This window comes from Pseudomonas gingeri, from assembly GCF_013385425.1.
Lineage (GTDB): Bacteria > Pseudomonadota > Gammaproteobacteria > Pseudomonadales > Pseudomonadaceae > Aquipseudomonas > Aquipseudomonas gingeri_D.
The window spans coordinates 1-15352 of sequence record NZ_JACAQA010000031.1 but is presented as its reverse complement, the minus strand read 5'-3'; the positions used below and the strand labels follow the sequence as shown (position 1 = coordinate 15352).

Annotated in this window: 17 protein-coding genes; 8 read left to right on the top strand and 9 right to left on the bottom strand. The window is 60.5% G+C overall.

Annotation, left to right across the window (positions count from 1 at the left end; translation table 11 throughout):
- The first annotated feature begins 6 nt into the window (after window positions 1–6).
- Genes trpD through HX830_RS27285 form a run of 3 tightly spaced genes read left to right on the top strand, consistent with a single transcriptional unit; the run spans window position 7 to window position 2621 of the window.
- Entirely contained in the window at window positions 7–1056 is a 1050-nt protein-coding gene (gene trpD, locus HX830_RS27295; RefSeq protein WP_103495731.1) for an anthranilate phosphoribosyltransferase, read from the top strand.
- The gene (gene trpC, locus HX830_RS27290; RefSeq protein ID WP_103495732.1) at window positions 1053–1892 is read left to right on the top strand and encodes an indole-3-glycerol phosphate synthase TrpC; all 840 of its coding nucleotides are present in this window, start codon (window positions 1053–1055) and stop codon (window positions 1890–1892) included. The genes trpD and trpC overlap by 4 nt, the downstream gene beginning before the upstream one ends.
- A gap of 27 nt (window positions 1893–1919) precedes the next feature.
- A complete protein-coding gene (locus tag HX830_RS27285) occupies window positions 1920–2621 on the top strand; it encodes a lipoate--protein ligase family protein (protein ID WP_152741034.1) in 702 nt (233 codons plus the stop codon).
- Here the strand turns inward: HX830_RS27285 and crp are convergent.
- Window positions 2618–3268 carry a cAMP-activated global transcriptional regulator CRP gene (gene crp, locus HX830_RS27280; protein ID WP_103495734.1) on the bottom strand — a complete coding sequence of 217 codons (651 nt, stop codon included), beginning with the start codon at window positions 3266–3268 and terminating at the stop codon, window positions 2618–2620. The genes HX830_RS27285 and crp overlap by 4 nt on opposite strands.
- A gap of 221 nt (window positions 3269–3489) precedes the next feature.
- On the opposite strand from crp, the gene HX830_RS27275 reads away from it, so the two are divergent.
- Together HX830_RS27275 and speD are read left to right on the top strand one after the other, a co-directional pair.
- Window positions 3490–3912 carry an OsmC family protein gene (locus tag HX830_RS27275; protein ID WP_103495735.1) on the top strand — a complete coding sequence of 141 codons (423 nt, stop codon included), beginning with the start codon at window positions 3490–3492 and terminating at the stop codon, window positions 3910–3912.
- 241 nt (window positions 3913–4153) lie between these two features.
- Entirely contained in the window at window positions 4154–4948 is a 795-nt protein-coding gene (gene speD, locus HX830_RS27270; RefSeq protein ID WP_103495736.1) for an adenosylmethionine decarboxylase, read from the top strand.
- 76 nt (window positions 4949–5024) lie between these two features.
- Here speD and coq7 read toward each other — a convergent pair whose 3' ends face one another.
- The 6 genes from coq7 to hemJ form a co-directional block, all read right to left on the bottom strand.
- Entirely contained in the window at window positions 5025–5672 is a 648-nt protein-coding gene (coq7, locus tag HX830_RS27265) for a 2-polyprenyl-3-methyl-6-methoxy-1,4-benzoquinone monooxygenase (protein ID WP_103495737.1), read from the bottom strand.
- Between the two features lie 218 nt (window positions 5673–5890).
- The gene (locus HX830_RS27260; protein WP_007947975.1) at window positions 5891–6229 is read right to left on the bottom strand and encodes a histidine triad nucleotide-binding protein; all 339 of its coding nucleotides are present in this window, start codon (window positions 6227–6229) and stop codon (window positions 5891–5893) included.
- 63 nt (window positions 6230–6292) lie between these two features.
- A complete protein-coding gene (locus HX830_RS27255; RefSeq protein WP_103495738.1) occupies window positions 6293–7081 on the bottom strand; it encodes an SDR family NAD(P)-dependent oxidoreductase in 789 nt (262 codons plus the stop codon).
- A 60-nt stretch (window positions 7082–7141) separates the two neighbouring features.
- Complete coding sequence (locus tag HX830_RS27250) at window positions 7142–8092, bottom strand: DUF805 domain-containing protein (RefSeq protein ID WP_177103784.1); 951 nt, start codon at window positions 8090–8092, stop codon at window positions 7142–7144.
- A 57-nt stretch (window positions 8093–8149) separates the two neighbouring features.
- Window positions 8150–9121 (bottom strand): NAD(P)H-dependent flavin oxidoreductase, encoded by a 972-nt coding sequence (locus HX830_RS27245; protein WP_177103782.1) that lies wholly within the window; start codon window positions 9119–9121, stop codon window positions 8150–8152.
- A 35-nt stretch (window positions 9122–9156) separates the two neighbouring features.
- A complete protein-coding gene (hemJ, locus tag HX830_RS27240; RefSeq protein WP_103495741.1) occupies window positions 9157–9585 on the bottom strand; it encodes a protoporphyrinogen oxidase HemJ in 429 nt (142 codons plus the stop codon).
- A gap of 134 nt (window positions 9586–9719) precedes the next feature.
- Here hemJ and argC point away from each other — a divergent pair, with 134 nt between their 5' ends.
- Entirely contained in the window at window positions 9720–10754 is a 1035-nt protein-coding gene (argC, locus tag HX830_RS27235; RefSeq protein ID WP_103495742.1) for an N-acetyl-gamma-glutamyl-phosphate reductase, read from the top strand.
- A gap of 169 nt (window positions 10755–10923) precedes the next feature.
- Entirely contained in the window at window positions 10924–11274 is a 351-nt protein-coding gene (erpA, locus tag HX830_RS27230; protein ID WP_007906865.1) for an iron-sulfur cluster insertion protein ErpA, read from the top strand.
- Between the two features lie 55 nt (window positions 11275–11329).
- Here erpA and HX830_RS27225 read toward each other — a convergent pair whose 3' ends face one another.
- Together HX830_RS27225 and HX830_RS27220 are read right to left on the bottom strand one after the other, a co-directional pair.
- Window positions 11330–12418: an anhydro-N-acetylmuramic acid kinase gene (locus HX830_RS27225; protein ID WP_177103780.1), complete on the bottom strand. Its 1089-nt coding sequence runs from the start codon at window positions 12416–12418 to the stop codon at window positions 11330–11332.
- A 6-nt stretch (window positions 12419–12424) separates the two neighbouring features.
- A complete protein-coding gene (locus HX830_RS27220; protein ID WP_177103778.1) occupies window positions 12425–13843 on the bottom strand; it encodes a peptidoglycan DD-metalloendopeptidase family protein in 1419 nt (472 codons plus the stop codon).
- 209 nt (window positions 13844–14052) lie between these two features.
- On the opposite strand from HX830_RS27220, the gene tyrS reads away from it, so the two are divergent.
- Window positions 14053–15252 carry a tyrosine--tRNA ligase gene (tyrS, locus tag HX830_RS27215; protein WP_177103776.1) on the top strand — a complete coding sequence of 400 codons (1200 nt, stop codon included), beginning with the start codon at window positions 14053–14055 and terminating at the stop codon, window positions 15250–15252.
- Window positions 15253–15352 lie beyond the last annotated feature (100 nt).

Genomic DNA, 15352 nt, shown 5'->3' with positions numbered 1-15352 from the left:
GTTTTCATGGATATCAAGACAGCCCTGGGCCGTATCGTCGGCCATCTGGACCTGAGCACCGAAGAAATGCGCGACGTCATGCGTGAAATCATGACCGGGCAATGCACCGAGGCGCAGATCGGCGCCTTTATGATGGCCATGCGCATGAAGAGCGAAAGCATCGACGAGATCGTCGGCGCGGTCTCGGTGATGCGCGAGTTGGCCGACAAGGTCGAACTCAAGACCCTCGACGGCGTGGTCGATGTGGTCGGCACCGGCGGTGACGGGGCGAATATTTTCAACGTGTCCACCGCTTCCGCCTTTGTGGTGGCCGCTGCCGGTTGCACTGTGGCCAAGCACGGCAACCGCGCGGTCTCGGGTAAAAGCGGCAGTGCCGACCTGCTCGAAGCCGCCGGTATCTACCTCAACCTGACCCCGGTCCAGGTGGCGCGTTGCATCGACAATGTCGGCATCGGCTTCATGTTCGCCCAGACCCATCACAGCGCCATGAAGTACGCCGCCGGTCCGCGCCGCGATCTCGGCCTGCGCACCTTGTTCAACATGCTCGGCCCGCTTACGAATCCGGCCGGCGTGAAACATCAGGTGGTCGGTGTCTTCACCCAGGCCTTGTGCCGGCCATTGGCCGAAGTGCTGCACCGCCTGGGTAGCAAGCATGTATTGGTGGTGCATTCCCAGGATGGCCTGGACGAATTCAGCCTTGCCGCGCCGACCTTTGTGGCGGAGCTGAAAGATGGTGCAATAACTGAATACTGGGTTCAGCCGGAAGACTTGGGTATAAAAAGCCAGAGTCTATTTGGCTTGGTGGTCGAGAGTCCGGCGGCATCCCTGGAACTGATCCGCGATGCCCTGGGTCGTCGCAAGACCGAGAACGGCCAGAAGGCCGCCGAAATGATCGTGCTCAATGCCGGCGCCGCGCTGTATGCCGCCGATCATGCCAGCAGCCTCAAAGAAGGCGTAGCCTTGGCTCACGATGCACTGCACACCGGCCTTGCCCGGGAAAAACTCGAAGAGCTGGGCGCGTTCACCGCCGTATTCAAGCAGGAGAATGAAGGATGAGTGTGCCAACCGTTCTGGAGAAGATCCTCGCCCGCAAGGCCGAGGAAGTGGCTGAGCGCCGCGCCCGTGTGAGTCTGGCCGAGCTTGAGACGCTGGCACGGGCCGCCGATGCGCCGCGTGGTTTCGCCCAGGCGCTGATCGGGCGTGCGAAGCAGAAGCAGCCGGCGGTGATTGCCGAAATCAAGAAGGCTTCGCCGAGCAAGGGTGTGATCCGCGAGAACTTCATTCCGGCCGATATCGCCCGCAGCTACGAAAAGGGCGGGGCGACCTGCCTGTCGGTGTTGACCGACGTCGACTATTTCCAGGGTTCCGACCTTTACCTGCAACAGGCGCGCGCGGCGTGCAAGTTGCCGGTGATCCGCAAGGATTTCATGGTCGACCCGTATCAGATCGTCGAAGCCCGTGCCCTTGGCGCCGATTGCATCCTGCTGATCGTCGCGGCGCTGGACGACGGGCTGATGGCCGAACTGGCCGCGGTAGCCAAGGGCGTCGGTCTCGATGTGCTGGTGGAATCCCATGACGCCGCCGAACTGGAGCGGGCCTTGAAGGTCCTCGACACGCCGCTGATCGGGATCAACAACCGCAACCTGCACACCTTTGAGGTCAGCCTGGAAACCACCCTCGACCTGTTGCCGATCATCCCTCGGGATCGTTTGGTGATTACCGAGAGCGGTATTCTCAACCGGGCGGATGTCGAGCTGATGGAAATCAGCGAGGTCTATTCGTTCCTGGTAGGCGAGGCCTTCATGCGCGCGGACAGCCCGGGCGATGAACTGCAGCGGCTGTTTTTCCCCGAGCGTGGTGCACCGGCCATCAGCGGTTCGACCCTCGACTGACCGGGACTTGCTATCAGGATGACCTCGATGCCCCTGGCTGTTGCCCTCACCGTAGAAGCCGGACTGCGCGCCGAGCAGGATTTGCTGGCCTCGGTCTGTGCCGGTGAGCAGGATTGGGGGTTGTTGTTCTGGCAACCCAGCGACCGTGCCCTGGTGATGCCACGGCGCTTGAATCGTTTGCCGGGGTTCGACGCGGCGTGCGATGACCTGGCGGCCACCGGCTGGCCGGTATTGCTGCGTGAAACCGGCGGCGAGCCGGTGCCGCAGTCCGGCGCCACGGTCAATATTGCCCTGGTGTATGCTCCGCCCCGTCACGAAGGTGACCAGAATCGTATCGAAACCGGTTATCGGCGCCTGTGCCAGCCGATCTGCGATGCCCTCGATGAGCTGGGGGGCGTGTCATCCCTGGGCGAAATCGACGGTGCGTTTTGCGACGGCCGCTTCAACGTCAACCTCAATGGCCGCAAGATGGTCGGCACCGCCCAGCGCTGGCGCCAGAGCCAGGGTGGCACTCGGCCGGTGGGGTTGGTGCATGGGGCGATGCTGATGGATAACGAGCGCGATTCGATGGTGGCGGCGGTCAATCGCTTCAACCAGGCCTGTCAGCTGGATGCCCGGGTCAGGGCGCAAAGCCATGTCGCCTTGCATGAGGTGTATGCCGCGCCGCTATTCCTTGAGCGGCTCAGCGAGCTGTACCAACAGATGTTGCAGGATATCTTCCAGCCTTAACGGGTGCCGAATACCACCATGGTCTTGCCTTTGACGTGCACCAGGTTTTGCTCTTCCAGATCCTTGAGCACCCGTCCGACCATCTCCCGCGAACAGCCGACGATCCGGCCGATTTCCTGACGGGTGATCTTGATCTGCATGCCATCGGGGTGGGTCATGGCATCGGGTTGCTTGCACAGTTCGAGCAGGCAACGGGCAACACGACCGGTGACGTCGAAGAACGCCAGGTCACCGACCTTGCGCGTGGTGTTGCGCAGGCGTTGGGCAATCTGGCCGCTGAGGGCATAGAGAATATCCGGGTCCTGCTGGGCCAGTTCGCGGAATTTGCAGTAGCTGATCTCCGCCACTTCGCATTCGACCTTGGCCCGCACCCAGGCGCTGCGCTCCTGTTCATGGCCGGCCTGCTCGAACAAACCCAGTTCACCGAAAAAATCGCCGGCATTGAGGTAGGCGATGATCATTTCCCGTCCGTCGTCATCTTCGATCAGGATCGTGACCGAGCCCTTGATGATGAACGACAGGGTTTGCGAACGATCACCGGCACAAATGATATTGCTCTTGGCCTGGTAGCGGCGGCGCTGACAATGCATCAGCAGTTTGTCGAGGTTCTTGATCTTGGGGGAGGAAGCGGAAGCCAGAGCAACCATGGTGGTATCCCGAAAAGACTGCGCGGTGTGGTTTGTTTTTTTAGGCATAGCTGCAACGCTGGCAGAACGCCAGCGATTTGGCGCCAGCATAACAGAGGCATTGTGTGGGAAATGGGGAATTTAGGTGGCTGACTAACCGGTCGTCGCCCGTTGTCGGCTTCCTGTCGGAGCGGGGGGCTGTGCTAAGCTGGCTCCCTTTTTTCAGCAGTGGAGTCTAGGTGATGAAGGCACGCATCCAATGGGCTGGCGAAGCCATGTTCCTCGGAGAGTCCGGTAGCGGGCATGTGGTGGTCATGGACGGTCCGCCGGAAAGCGGTGGTCGCAACCTGGGCGTTCGTCCCATGGAAATGCTGTTATTGGGCCTGGGCGGTTGCAGCAACTTCGATGTGGTCAGCATCTTGAAGAAAGCCCGTCAGCCGGTTGAAAGCTGCGAAGCCTTTCTCGAAGCCGAGCGCGCGACTGAAGATCCCAAGGTATTCACCAAGATCCACCTGCATTTCGTGGTCAAGGGCCGTGGCCTGAAGGAAGCCCAGGTCAAGCGGGCGATCGAGCTGTCGGCGGAGAAATACTGCTCGGCTTCGATCATGCTCGGTGCTGCTGGCGTTGCCATCACTCACGACTACGAGATCATCGAACTCGGCTGAGTCGACATTCAACTATCATAAAGTCCATGCAGACTCTGGCGAGCACTCGTTCAGGTCTGCATAGCGCGCCACTTTTTTCAGGGCGCCCGGCCAGCAGCACGCCTGCGGCCGCGGATCCGAACAGCAACCAGAGTCGCCATCGCGAAGAGGTGTTAACCGTCCTACGCAGCTGTGTCGTTCACAACTGACGGGCATGCTTGATCACGCGGCGGTGCCGCATCGACATAGAGAGTTTCCAACGGTGAAAAGCAAACTCAAGCTCCACGGGTTCAACAACCTGACCAAGACCTTGAGCTTCAACATCTATGACATCTGCTATGCGGAAACCCCGCAGGACCAGCAGGCCTACGTCGAGTACATCAACCAGGAATACGACGCGGAACGCCTGACGCAGATCCTCACGGAAGTGGTGGATATCATTGGTGCCAATATCCTGAACATCGCGCGTCAGGACTACGACCCTCAAGGTGCCAGTGTCACTATCCTGATCTCCGAGCAGCCGGTGACGCCAACCGACAGCCAGATCGAAGAATCCCCGGGCCCGTTGCCCGAGACCATCCTGGCTCACCTCGACAAGAGCCATATCACGGTGCATACCTACCCGGAAATCCATCCGGTCGACGGTATCGCGACATTCCGTGTGGACATTGATGTGTCGACCTGCGGCGTCATCTCACCGCTCAAAGCCCTCAACTACCTGATTCACCAGTTCGACTCGGATATCGTCACCGTCGATTATCGCGTGCGCGGTTTCACCCGTGATGTCGAAGGCCGGAAACACTTCATCGACCACGAGATCAACTCGATCCAGAACTATCTCTCGGAAGACAGCCGCAAGAGCTATCAGATGACGGATGTGAACGTGTACCAGGAAAACCTGTTCCACACCAAGATGCTGCTCAAGGACTTTGAACTGGACAACTACCTGTTCGGTGACGCCACCAGCAACCTCTCGGCGGAACAGCGCAGCCAGGTGACTGAACGGGTGAAACACGAAATGCTGGAAATCTTCTACGCGCGAAATATGCCGACGTAGGTTTTTCGGCCAAATAAAGAAGGGCGCCCCTGTGGCGCCCTTCTTTTTGTCGGCTCCGTGGCGGAGTCGCTGTGGGTCAGATGCGGTAGGTGCTCTTGGTCATGACCTTGGCCAGCAGGCTCATGCCGAACTTCACCGGGGCCGGGAAGCGGAAACCGCCAGCGTTCAGTGCGGATTCGGCGTGATGTTCTTCGTCGATGCGCATCTGCTCGAGGATCGCCCGGGACTTTTCGTCCTCGGCCGGCAACTGTTCCAGGTGTTCGTTCAGGTGCTTGCACACCTGGTCTTCGGTGGCGGCGACAAAACCCAGGCTGACTTTGTCGCTGATCAGCCCGGCGGCGGCGCCGATGCCGAAGGACAAGCCATAGAACAGCGGGTTGAGCACGCTGGGATGACTGCCCAGCTGGCGGATGCGTTGTTCGCACCAGGCCAGGTGATCGACTTCTTCTTCAGCGGCCTTTTCCATGGCGGCGCGGACGTGGGGCAGCTTGGCGGTCAGGGCCTGGCCTTGATAAAGCGCCTGGGCACAGACTTCCCCGGTATGGTTGATGCGCATCAGGCCGGCGACGTGACGGCTGTCGTCCTCGCTCAGCGACGCGTCGGGCTGCACGATGGCCGGCGACGGACGGTAAGGCTGGCCGCTGAACGGCAGCAGGGTGCGCATGGCGGTATCGGCTTGCAGCAGAAGACGGTCAATCGGCGAGTAGTGACGTTGGGTAGTCATGCTGACCTCCGGGAAAAATCTCGGCCTGCAGTTTACCGCAATCGAGAGCGGAAGGTTTGAGTTGGGTCAGTGGGCGGGGAATGTTACAGCTATACACAATCTTGCAGACACCGCTAACCCTGTAGGAGCAGGGCTTGCCCGCGAAGCTTTTAGCGCCCTCAAGGCCCCCTTCGCTGGCAAGCCAGGCTCCTACAGAACGGTGTGTTCTTTGGGAGGTATCAGCCCGGCGGCCAATGCATCTGGCGCTGACCCAGCACATGCATATGAATGTGATAGACGGTCTGCCCACCTTCTTCATTGCAGTTCATCACCACACGAAAGCCTTTCTCGCAACCCAGTTCCAGGGCCAGGCGCTGGGCGGTGAAGAGGATATGCCCGGCGAGGGCCTTGTCCTCTTCGGTCAGGTCATTGAGCGTGCGTACCGGCTTTTTCGGAATGACCAGGAAATGCACCGGCGCCTGTGGGGCGATATCGTGGAAGGCCAGGACCTGGTCATCCTCGTAAATGATCTTCGCGGGTATTTCTCTGTTGATGATCTTGGTGAACAGAGTATCCACAGCTGTTTCTCCATTGAGTGGGTCGGGCCAGAGTCTGTACGGACAGGGCCGTGAGTTCAAGTTTCAGCGCGGACAATAGGCCTTGGTCACGACACCGGCGAGCTTGCGCATCGCCCAGCGCGGCATCAGGCGCGGAGCTCGGGCCAGCCAGCGGTTACGCCAGCCGGGAATGATCACTGCGCGGTTCTTGTCCAGCGCGCGCACGGCGTACAACGCCACTTCTTCGGGGCTCATCATCAGCTTGCTGTTCGAAAGCTTTTCGACGGCCAACTGTGCTGTGCGAAAGAACGCGGTCCGGGTCAGGCCCGGGCAGAGTACCGACACCTTGATGCCGGTTTTCTTCAGCTCTTCGCGCAGACCTTCGGAGAAGTGCAGTACGTAGGCCTTGCTCGCGTAATAGCTGCTCATCCAGGGCGCGGGATGAAACGCCGCGACGGAGGCGACGTTGAGGATCTGCCCGCCACCCTGTATTGCCATGAGATTACCCAGGGTATGACAAAGTCGGGTCAGGGCGAGGATGTTGACCTCGATCAGATCCTGCTCCGTCCCCCAATCCTGGGCCAGGAACGGACCGCAGGTGCCAAGGCCGGCGCAGTTGACCAGCAGGTCGATCTGCCGCTCACCTTCTTCCAGTTCCAGCAGAAAACCGGAAAGGCGCAGCGGCTCGCTCAGGTCGCAGGCACGAAACAGCACCTCGACGCCGAAGCGTTGGGTCAGTTCGAGGGCAATGGTTTCCAGCTGATCACGCTGGCGGGCCACCAGAATCAGGCTGCGGCCGCGGCGCGCGAGGGCTTCGGCCAGTGCCAGGCCGATGCCGCTGGAGGCGCCGGTGATCAGGGCGTAACGGGTCATGCAGTTCTCCATCACAACGGCGGCGAGCCTTGGGACAGAGGGTCGCAGGCTCAGAAACCGTTATTCTTTTTCATCTTTGTCATAGTCTACAGCGGGCGGAGCGGATTCGGCTGCTGCATCATCGGCCTCATCGGTGGCGGCGGCATCGCTGCTTTCGGAATAGCTGGCCGATTCCTTGTTGTAGTCTTTCTCAAGGTTGACCAGGCCGCCGGTCGCGGCAACGACGCCAAAGATGATCCCGCCAATGAACGGGAACACGGCCAGGACCTTGACTGCGGTACTGTTAGGCGGTGGCGGTGCGCCGTACTGGTTGGCGCCGCTATTGCCGGGGCAGAGCATCAACACGAAAGGGAATACGCTGCCCACGAAGGGGACCAGGGTCAACAGCCAGAGCCAGCCGGACCAGCCGATATCGTGCAGGCGCTGCACGGCGATCTGGATGGAAAAGACCACTAAGGCGATGATGGCCGCGCCACCGAAGACAACGCCGATGGTGATCGCCGTATTCGGCGAGGCTGTCGCGGTACCCATGACGACGGCGAAGATGGCGCCGGCGATCGGGAGGGCTGCGAACATCAGGACGGCACTCCAGGCCAGGTAGCGCAGCCGACCGATACGCCCGTTTGTGGTGAAGGCCTTGAGTTGGCCGAAGGCCGGGAGGTTGTCGCCGACCCGGGCTTGTGGCGGGGCATAGGGGGATTGGTAAGTCGTGGTGTCCGGTGGCGGTGTGCTGGCCGGCAGGTCATCGATATCCGCCAGGCTCAGTTCAACGGTAGGTGGTTCGGCCTCCAGACGCGCCTCGATACCGGTTTTGCGCAAGGCTTGCAGGTAGGACTCGGCCTCAGCGGCCGAAAGGTCGCGCTTAAGGGCGACCGGCTGGCCGCTGAACAAACGTTCCACCGAAGCGACGTCGGTCTTGAACAGCGCGGCCAGGTTGAACTGGGCGGTGGTTTTGTCCACGCCGGCCTGCAAGGCGCCGTCGAACACGATTTTGAAGCGGTTGTCGCTCATGAAGGGCGTCCTTGTCACAAGTCATTGGCGTTGCAGGCCAAGCCTGCAACACAGATATTACGGGCGTGGCCAGTGCCGGGGCAACTCTGCTGCCAGCGCCTGGGCCTTGCGGTACTCGGCCTCGAGCCGGGCGACCAACTGGTCGACACTGGGCAAATCATCGATACCCCCCACCCCCTGGCCGGCCGACCAGACGGTTTTCCAGGCCTTGGCCTCGTCGCTGATGGGCTTGAGCTTGGAGCCGAAGTTGACTTCGCCCTTGCCTTGCAGCGCGGTGAGGTCGAAGCCGGCGTTTTCCAGGCTCTGGCGCATAAAGCTCGCGGGCACCCCGGATACCGCCGCAGTGTGCACGATATCGACTGCCTGGGATGTGAGCAGCATCTCTTTATATGCGTCGGATGCATGACTTTCCGTAGTGCCGATAAATCGCGTGCCGAAGTAGGCCAGATCCGCGCCAAGCAACTGCGCGGCGAGAATCTCGTGACCATGGTTCAAACAACCGGCCAGCAGCAGGGTTTTGTCGAAGAACTGGCGGATTTCGGCGATCAGGGCAAACGGACTCCAGGTGCCGGCATGGCCACCGGCACCGGCCGCCACGGCAATCAGTCCGTCGACACCGGCCTCGGCGGCTTTTTCGGCATGGCGGCGGGTAGTCACATCGTGGAACACCAGGCCACCGTAGCTGTGTACGGCGTCCACCAGTTCCTTGACCGCGCCCAGGCTGGTGATGACGATCGGCACCTTGTGTTCGATGCAGATCTGCAGATCCGCCTGTAGCCGTGGGTTGCTGTTGTGCACGATCAGGTTGACGGCGTATGGCGCCGGATTATCCAGGGTCGCCAGGCCCGCTTCGATTTCCTCCAGCCAGGCCTTGAAGCCGCTGCTTTCGCGCTGGTTCAGGGCCGGGAAACTGCCCACCACCCCATTGCGGCAGCAGGCGAGCACCAGTTGCGGGTTGGAAATCAGGAACATCGGCGCGGCCACCACGGGCAAGCGCAGGCGTTGTTCGAGCAGGGCGGGCAGCGACATGGAGAGTGCTCCGATCAGGGATGAGTGACGTGTAGCTAGAACGGTCGGACAACGACCAGAATGACAATAGCCAGCAATAGCAGAACCGGCACTTCATTGAACCAGCGATAAAAGACATGACTGCGGGTGTTTTCGCCACGGGCAAAACGTTTCACCTGGGCGCCGCACATATGGTGGTAGCCGATCAGCACCACCACCAGGGTCAGTTTGGCGTGGATCCAGCCGCCCTGGCTGAAGAGGCTCGGGTTGAGAGCGATCAGCCAGCCGCCGAAGATCAGCGTGGCGATCATCGCCGGGCCCATGATCCCGCGATACAGTTTGCGCTCCATGACGCTGAAGCGTTCCTTGCTGACGCTGTCCTCGCTCTGGGCGTGGTAGACAAACAGGCGTGGTAGATAGAACAGGCCGGCAAACCAGCAGACGACACTGACGATATGAAAGGCTTTGACCCACAGATAGAGCATTTTTAGTTATTCCCAGGTTCACGGTAGGTCGAATAGTAGAGGCTTGAGCGTCCGCACGTCACCTTGACGGTTGTCGCAGGCGCGCGCGGCCCCTATTATCGTGGGCTTTCCAGTGGTTTCGTTGAGGGTAGGTCATGGTCAAGGTCGGTATCGTCGGCGGCACGGGTTACACCGGTGTCGAATTGCTGCGTCTGTTGGCACAGCATCCGCAGGCAGAAGTGGCAGTCATCACTTCGCGATCCGAGGCGGGCCTCGCCGTGGCCGATATGTACCCGAACCTGCGTGGCCACTACGACGGCCTGGCGTTCAGCGTTCCGGACATCAATGCCCTTGCTGCCTGCGACGTGGTGTTCTTCGCCACGCCCCATGGTGTGGCCCATGCCCTGGCCGGTGAGCTGTTGTCCGCCGGCACCAAGGTGATCGATCTGTCCGCCGACTTCCGTCTGCAGGACGCCGAAGAGTGGGCCAAGTGGTACGGCCAACCCCATGGTGCCCCGGCGTTGCTGGAAGAGGCGGTCTACGGTCTGCCGGAAGTGAACCGAGAGAAGATCAAGCAAGCCCGTCTGATTGCCGTGCCGGGTTGCTATCCGACCGCGACCCAGTTGGGTTTCCTGCCGCTGCTTGAGGCGGGACTGGCGGATACCACGCGGTTGATCGCTGACTGCAAGTCGGGTGTCAGCGGTGCCGGTCGCGGTGCCAGTGTCGGTTCGCTGTACTCGGAAACCTCCGAAAGCATGAAGGCCTATGCGGTCAAGGGGCACCGTCACCTGCCGGAAATTCGTCAGGGACTGCGCCGCGCTGCCGGCCATGATGTGGGTCTGACCTTCGTGCCGCACCTCACGCCGATGATCCGGGGTATCCACTCCACGCTATACGCGACCGTGGTCGACCGCTCGGTGGATCTGCAGGCGCTGTTCGAGGAGCGTTATGCCAACGAGCCGTTCGTCGACGTGATGCCAGCTGGTAGCCATCCGGAAACCCGTAGCGTGCGTGGCGCCAACGTCTGCCGGATTGCCGTGCACCGTCCGCAGGATGGTGACCTGGTGGTGGTGTTGTCGGTGATCGACAACCTGGTCAAGGGCGCTTCGGGCCAGGCGGTGCAGAACCTGAACATCCTGTTCGGTCTGGACGAGCGTCTGGGCCTGTCCCATGCCGGCATGCTGCCGTAAGGCGTCGCTCGCGTTCACCAAGAAGGCCCGTTTAACGGGCCTTCTTGCATTCTGTGAGGTCGCCCGGGTTGATTGATATACCATAACAATAGTTGACCGCTTTTCTAGGAGAAGCGGATAATGCCCGTCATCACGCATTATGGCGGCGTAACGCCGGGAGATAGTCAGCATGAGCGTCGAATCCTTCACCCCCACGGCTTTGCAATTCACCCACGGTGCCGCGCACAAGGTGAAGAGCCTGGTCGATGAAGAGGGCAATGATCGCTTGAAGCTGCGCGTATTCGTTACGGGCGGCGGTTGTTCTGGGTTTCAGTACGGTTTCACCTTCGATGAAGAAGTGGCCGATGACGACACCATCGTCGAGCGCGAAGGCGTCAGCCTGGTGGTCGATCCGATGAGCTTCCAGTACCTGGCAGGCGCAGAGGTGGATTACCAGGAAGGCCTGGAAGGCTCGCGGTTTGTGATCAAGAACCCGAATGCCACCACCACCTGTGGTTGCGGGTCGTCGTTCTCGATCTGATCATTGCTTGTGCTTTACCCTAAACGCCGCGAATTTCGCGGCGTTTTGCTGTGTGTCAGGCCGGGTAGATCGCGCCCAGTACCCGCAGGCCGCGGGCACCGGTGACGCTGGGGCGATTGGCGGCGATGCCGTCAAGGCAGCACCGGGCCAGCCAGGCGAAGGCCATGGCTTCGACCCAGTCGGGGTCCACGCCGTGGGTGGCGGTGCTGGCAACCCGAGTGGCCGGCAGCAATTGGCTGAGTCGAGCCATAAGTGCCGCGTTATGGGCGCCGCCGCCACACACCAGCAATTCTTCCGTGTTCTCCTGGGCGCCAGTCAGTGACTCGACGATGGTCCGTGCGCTGAGTTCGAGCAAGGTGGCCTGGATGTCTTCGGCCGCGAGGGGCGGCAGGTGACTCAGGTGCTGTTTCAGCCAGGGCAGGTTGAACACCTCGCGGCCGGTGCTTTTCGGCCCCTTGGCCTGAAAGAACGGGTCGCTGAGCAGTGCCTGCAGCAGGGCGGGCTCCACCTGGCCGCTGGCCGCCCATTGGCCGTTACGGTCATAGGGTTCGTTGCGTTGATCCTGAATCCAGGCGTCGAGCAGCACGTTGCCAGGGCCGCAGTCGAAACCGGAGACCGCCTTGTTGGGCTCGATCAGGCTCAGATTGCTGAAACCGCCGATATTCAGTACCGCGCTATGGCCTGCGCGTTCTTCGAAAAGTGCTTCATGGAAGGCGGGAACCAGTGGCGCGCCCTGACCGCCGGCGGCCACATCGCGGCGGCGGAAGTCGCCGACGACGGTAATACCGGTCAGCTCCGCCAATAAGGCCGGGTTGCCGATCTGCACGGTAAAGCCGCGTGCCGGTTCGTGGCGGATAGTCTGGCCGTGACTGCCGATGGCGCGAATGGCGCCCGGCGCGAGCCCTTGTTGCTCCAGCAGGGTATTGATGCCCTGGGCGGCGAGGGTCACCCAGTTCTGCTCGGCGATGGCGCAGCGGGCAATTTCGTCTGGGCCGCTGGCGCACAGGCCAAGCAACTCGACGCGCAAGGCCTCGGGCATGGGAATGTAGTGGCTGGCCAGCAGCCGGATGGAACCGTCGAGCGCTACCAGGGCAATGTCCAGCCCATCGAGACTGGTTCCGGACATCACACCTATGTAGAGCATTGTGGTTTACCGTTTGGCCGAGGCGACTTTGCTGGGTTTTTCCTGGTTCATGCGCGCCATCAACGGCTGGCTCTGTTGCAGGAAGCGGGCGCGTTCGGACTTGGCGATCGGATCGGCCATGGGCAGTTTCTGGCCCAGCGGGTCGACGTGCACGCCATTGACCTGGAACTCGTAATGCAGATGCGGGCCGGTCGACAGGCCGGTGGTGCCGATATAGCCGATCACCTGGCCCTGCTTGACGTTGCTGCCGGTCTGGATGCCCTTGGCAAAACCCTGCATATGACCGTACAGGGTCCGGTAGGTATTGCCGTGCTGGATGATCACGGTGTTGCCGTAACCGCCGCGACGGCCGGCCAGTATCACCTTGCCGTCGCCAGTGGCCTTGATCGGCGTACCGCGTGGGGCGGCATAGTCGACGCCTTTGTGGGCGCGGATCTTGTTCAGGATCGGGTGCTTGCGGCCCATGGAGAAGCGCGAGCTGATGCGGGCGAAGTCCACGGGGGTGCGGATAAAGGCCTTGCGCATGCTGTTGCCGTCAGCAGTGTAGTAGTTGCTGATGCCTTGTTTGTTGGTATAACGCACGGCGGTGAAGGTCTTGCCGCGGCTGGTAAAGCGCGCGGAGAGAATGCTGCCGGTGCCGATGGTCTTGCCGTTGAGCACTTTCTGTTCATAGATCACTTCGAATTCGTCGCCGGGGCGGATGTCCTGGGCGAAGTCGATGTCATAGCCGAATACATGGGCCATTTCGCGGGTCAGGCTGTGGGGCATGCCGGCACGTTGGGCAGAGAGCGACAGCGAGCTGTTGATCACACCGTGCACGTAGGCTGAACGAACCACCGGCTGGGCGATCACGCGCTTGAAGGTGAAGCCTTTCGCGCCCTTGGTCAGGGTGATGGTCTCAAGGTCGCTGACCTGGCTGTGCAGGTTGGTCAACTGGCCGTCGGGAGTCAGTTCGAACTGCAGGACCTGGCCATGCTTGAGCTGGGAAAACAGCTTGGCTTGTTTATCGCTGGCCAAGACCTCATGTACTGAAGCAGCAGGCAGCCCGACCTTTTCGAACAGCGTGGAAAGCGTGTCGCCGCGGGCTACGGTGACCTCCCTATGGCCGGGGAGCTTTTTTTCCTCGGGGGCCGGGGCCGGGGCGGTCTTGGCGGTTTCCTGGGTGTCTTCGGCGCTGTTGTCGATCTGGGCGAAAGGCGATGGATTGCCTTCATTTGTGGCTTGATCGAGTTCGACGGCGTCTTTGTCTTGTGTCAGTTGATCGGCTGGGGTTTCCAGCTCCAGGTTCAGCGTTGTCTTCTTGGCTTCTACGTCACTGGAAGGAAATACCAGTAGCGCCAGGCTGAGAAGGGCGGCGATCCCACTTGCGGCCAGCAGGTGGGTCTTCGGATAAAGCGGGGGCGCTTTAGTCGGCTCTGTGGTCATAGGTAATTTGACTTTGAAGAAGATGAATTGGAAAAGATGAATGACATGATGAAGATGAAATAACTGTATAAAATATAACCAAATCATCCCTGAAGCAAGTCTGTCATGTGCGGACGGGCGTTTCGTGCCCGTATGCCGGGCAAAACTTGTATTTGGGCGGCGATCTTGTATGGTTGGTCCCCTTTGAATCTGAGCCTTGCAGGTTGGTTATGAAGTCGGTTGAAGAGCAGCTCGCGCTGATCAAGCGTGGTGCGGAAGAGGTGTTGGTCGAGTCCGAATTGGTCGAGAAGCTCAAGCGTGGCCAGCCGCTGCGTATCAAGGCCGGCTTCGACCCGACGGCACCGGATCTGCACCTGGGGCACACAGTCCTTATTAACAAGCTGCGCCAGTTCCAGGATCTGGGGCATCAGGTGATCTTTCTGATCGGCGACTTCACCGGCTTGATCGGTGATCCGAGCGGCAAGAGCGCCACGCGTCCACCGTTGACCCGTGAACAGGTTCTCGAGAATGCCGAGACCTACAAGGCCCAGGTATTCAAGATCCTTGATCCGGCCAAGACCGAGGTGGCGTTCAACTCCACCTGGATGGATCAGATGGGGCCGGCGGATTTCATTCGCCTGACGTCGCAGTACACCGTGGCGCGCATGCTCGAGCGCGACGACTTCGACAAGCGCTATACCAACAACCAGCCAATCGCCATCCATGAGTTCCTCTACCCGCTGGTACAGGGCTATGACTCCGTTGCGCTGCGCGCGGATGTCGAGTTGGGCGGTACCGACCAGAAGTTCAACCTGCTGATGGGGCGTGAGCTGCAACGCGCCTACGGTCAGGAGGCCCAGTGCATTCTCACCATGCCATTGCTCGAAGGGCTGGATGGCGTGAAGAAGATGTCCAAGTCTTTGGGGAACTATGTCGGGATCCAGGAAGCACCGGGTGTCATGTACGGCAAGCTGGTATCGATCCCGGATGCGCTGATGTGGCGTTACTTCGAGTTGTTGAGCTTCCGCTCGATGGATGAGATCAATCAGCTGCGCAAGGATGTCGAGGCGGGTGCCAACCCGCGTGATGTCAAGATCAAGCTGGCTGAAGAGATCGTCGCGCGTTTCCATGGTGAGGAGGCTGCGGCCAATGCTCATCGTGCGGCAGGTAATCGCATGAAGGAAGGCGAGTTGCCGGATGATCTGCCTGAAGTTGAAATCAGTGCGGCTGAAGACATGCCGATTGCTGCCGTCCTCAATAAGGCCGGTCTGGTGAAGAACTCGGCGGTCGCTCGTGATCTGCTGGGTTCCGGTGGCGTGCGTATAGATGGTGAGGTTGTCGATCGCGCCTTTATATACAAGCTCGGTGCTACCCATGTTTGCCAGGCCGGTAAGAAAGCGTTTGCGCGGATTACCCTCAAGGCCGAGTAATGCTGCTTTATAGATAGAAACCAAGACTATGGGAGCCGCAGGCTCCCATAGTCGTTTTTGCGGTGCTTTTGACCTTTGTGACAGAAAAGTGAAAATAAGC

Coding starts and splice junctions, on each gene's coding strand:
- trpD (WP_103495731.1), top strand. CDS start 7: ATGGATATCAAGACAGCCCTGGGCCGTATCGTCGGCCATCTGGACCTG.
- trpC (WP_103495732.1), top strand. CDS start 1,053: ATGAGTGTGCCAACCGTTCTGGAGAAGATCCTCGCCCGCAAGGCCGAG.
- HX830_RS27285 (WP_152741034.1), top strand. CDS start 1,920: ATGCCCCTGGCTGTTGCCCTCACCGTAGAAGCCGGACTGCGCGCCGAG.
- crp (WP_103495734.1), bottom strand. CDS start 3,268: ATGGTTGCTCTGGCTTCCGCTTCCTCCCCCAAGATCAAGAACCTCGAC.
- HX830_RS27275 (WP_103495735.1), top strand. CDS start 3,490: ATGAAGGCACGCATCCAATGGGCTGGCGAAGCCATGTTCCTCGGAGAG.
- coq7 (WP_103495737.1), bottom strand. CDS start 5,672: ATGACTACCCAACGTCACTACTCGCCGATTGACCGTCTTCTGCTGCAA.
- HX830_RS27255 (WP_103495738.1), bottom strand. CDS start 7,081: ATGACCCGTTACGCCCTGATCACCGGCGCCTCCAGCGGCATCGGCCTG.
- HX830_RS27250 (WP_177103784.1), bottom strand. CDS start 8,092: ATGAGCGACAACCGCTTCAAAATCGTGTTCGACGGCGCCTTGCAGGCC.
- HX830_RS27245 (WP_177103782.1), bottom strand. CDS start 9,121: ATGTCGCTGCCCGCCCTGCTCGAACAACGCCTGCGCTTGCCCGTGGTG.
- hemJ (WP_103495741.1), bottom strand. CDS start 9,585: ATGCTCTATCTGTGGGTCAAAGCCTTTCATATCGTCAGTGTCGTCTGC.
- argC (WP_103495742.1), top strand. CDS start 9,720: ATGGTCAAGGTCGGTATCGTCGGCGGCACGGGTTACACCGGTGTCGAA.
- erpA (WP_007906865.1), top strand. CDS start 10,924: ATGAGCGTCGAATCCTTCACCCCCACGGCTTTGCAATTCACCCACGGT.
- HX830_RS27225 (WP_177103780.1), bottom strand. CDS start 12,418: ATGCTCTACATAGGTGTGATGTCCGGAACCAGTCTCGATGGGCTGGAC.
- HX830_RS27220 (WP_177103778.1), bottom strand. CDS start 13,843: ATGACCACAGAGCCGACTAAAGCGCCCCCGCTTTATCCGAAGACCCAC.
- tyrS (WP_177103776.1), top strand. CDS start 14,053: ATGAAGTCGGTTGAAGAGCAGCTCGCGCTGATCAAGCGTGGTGCGGAA.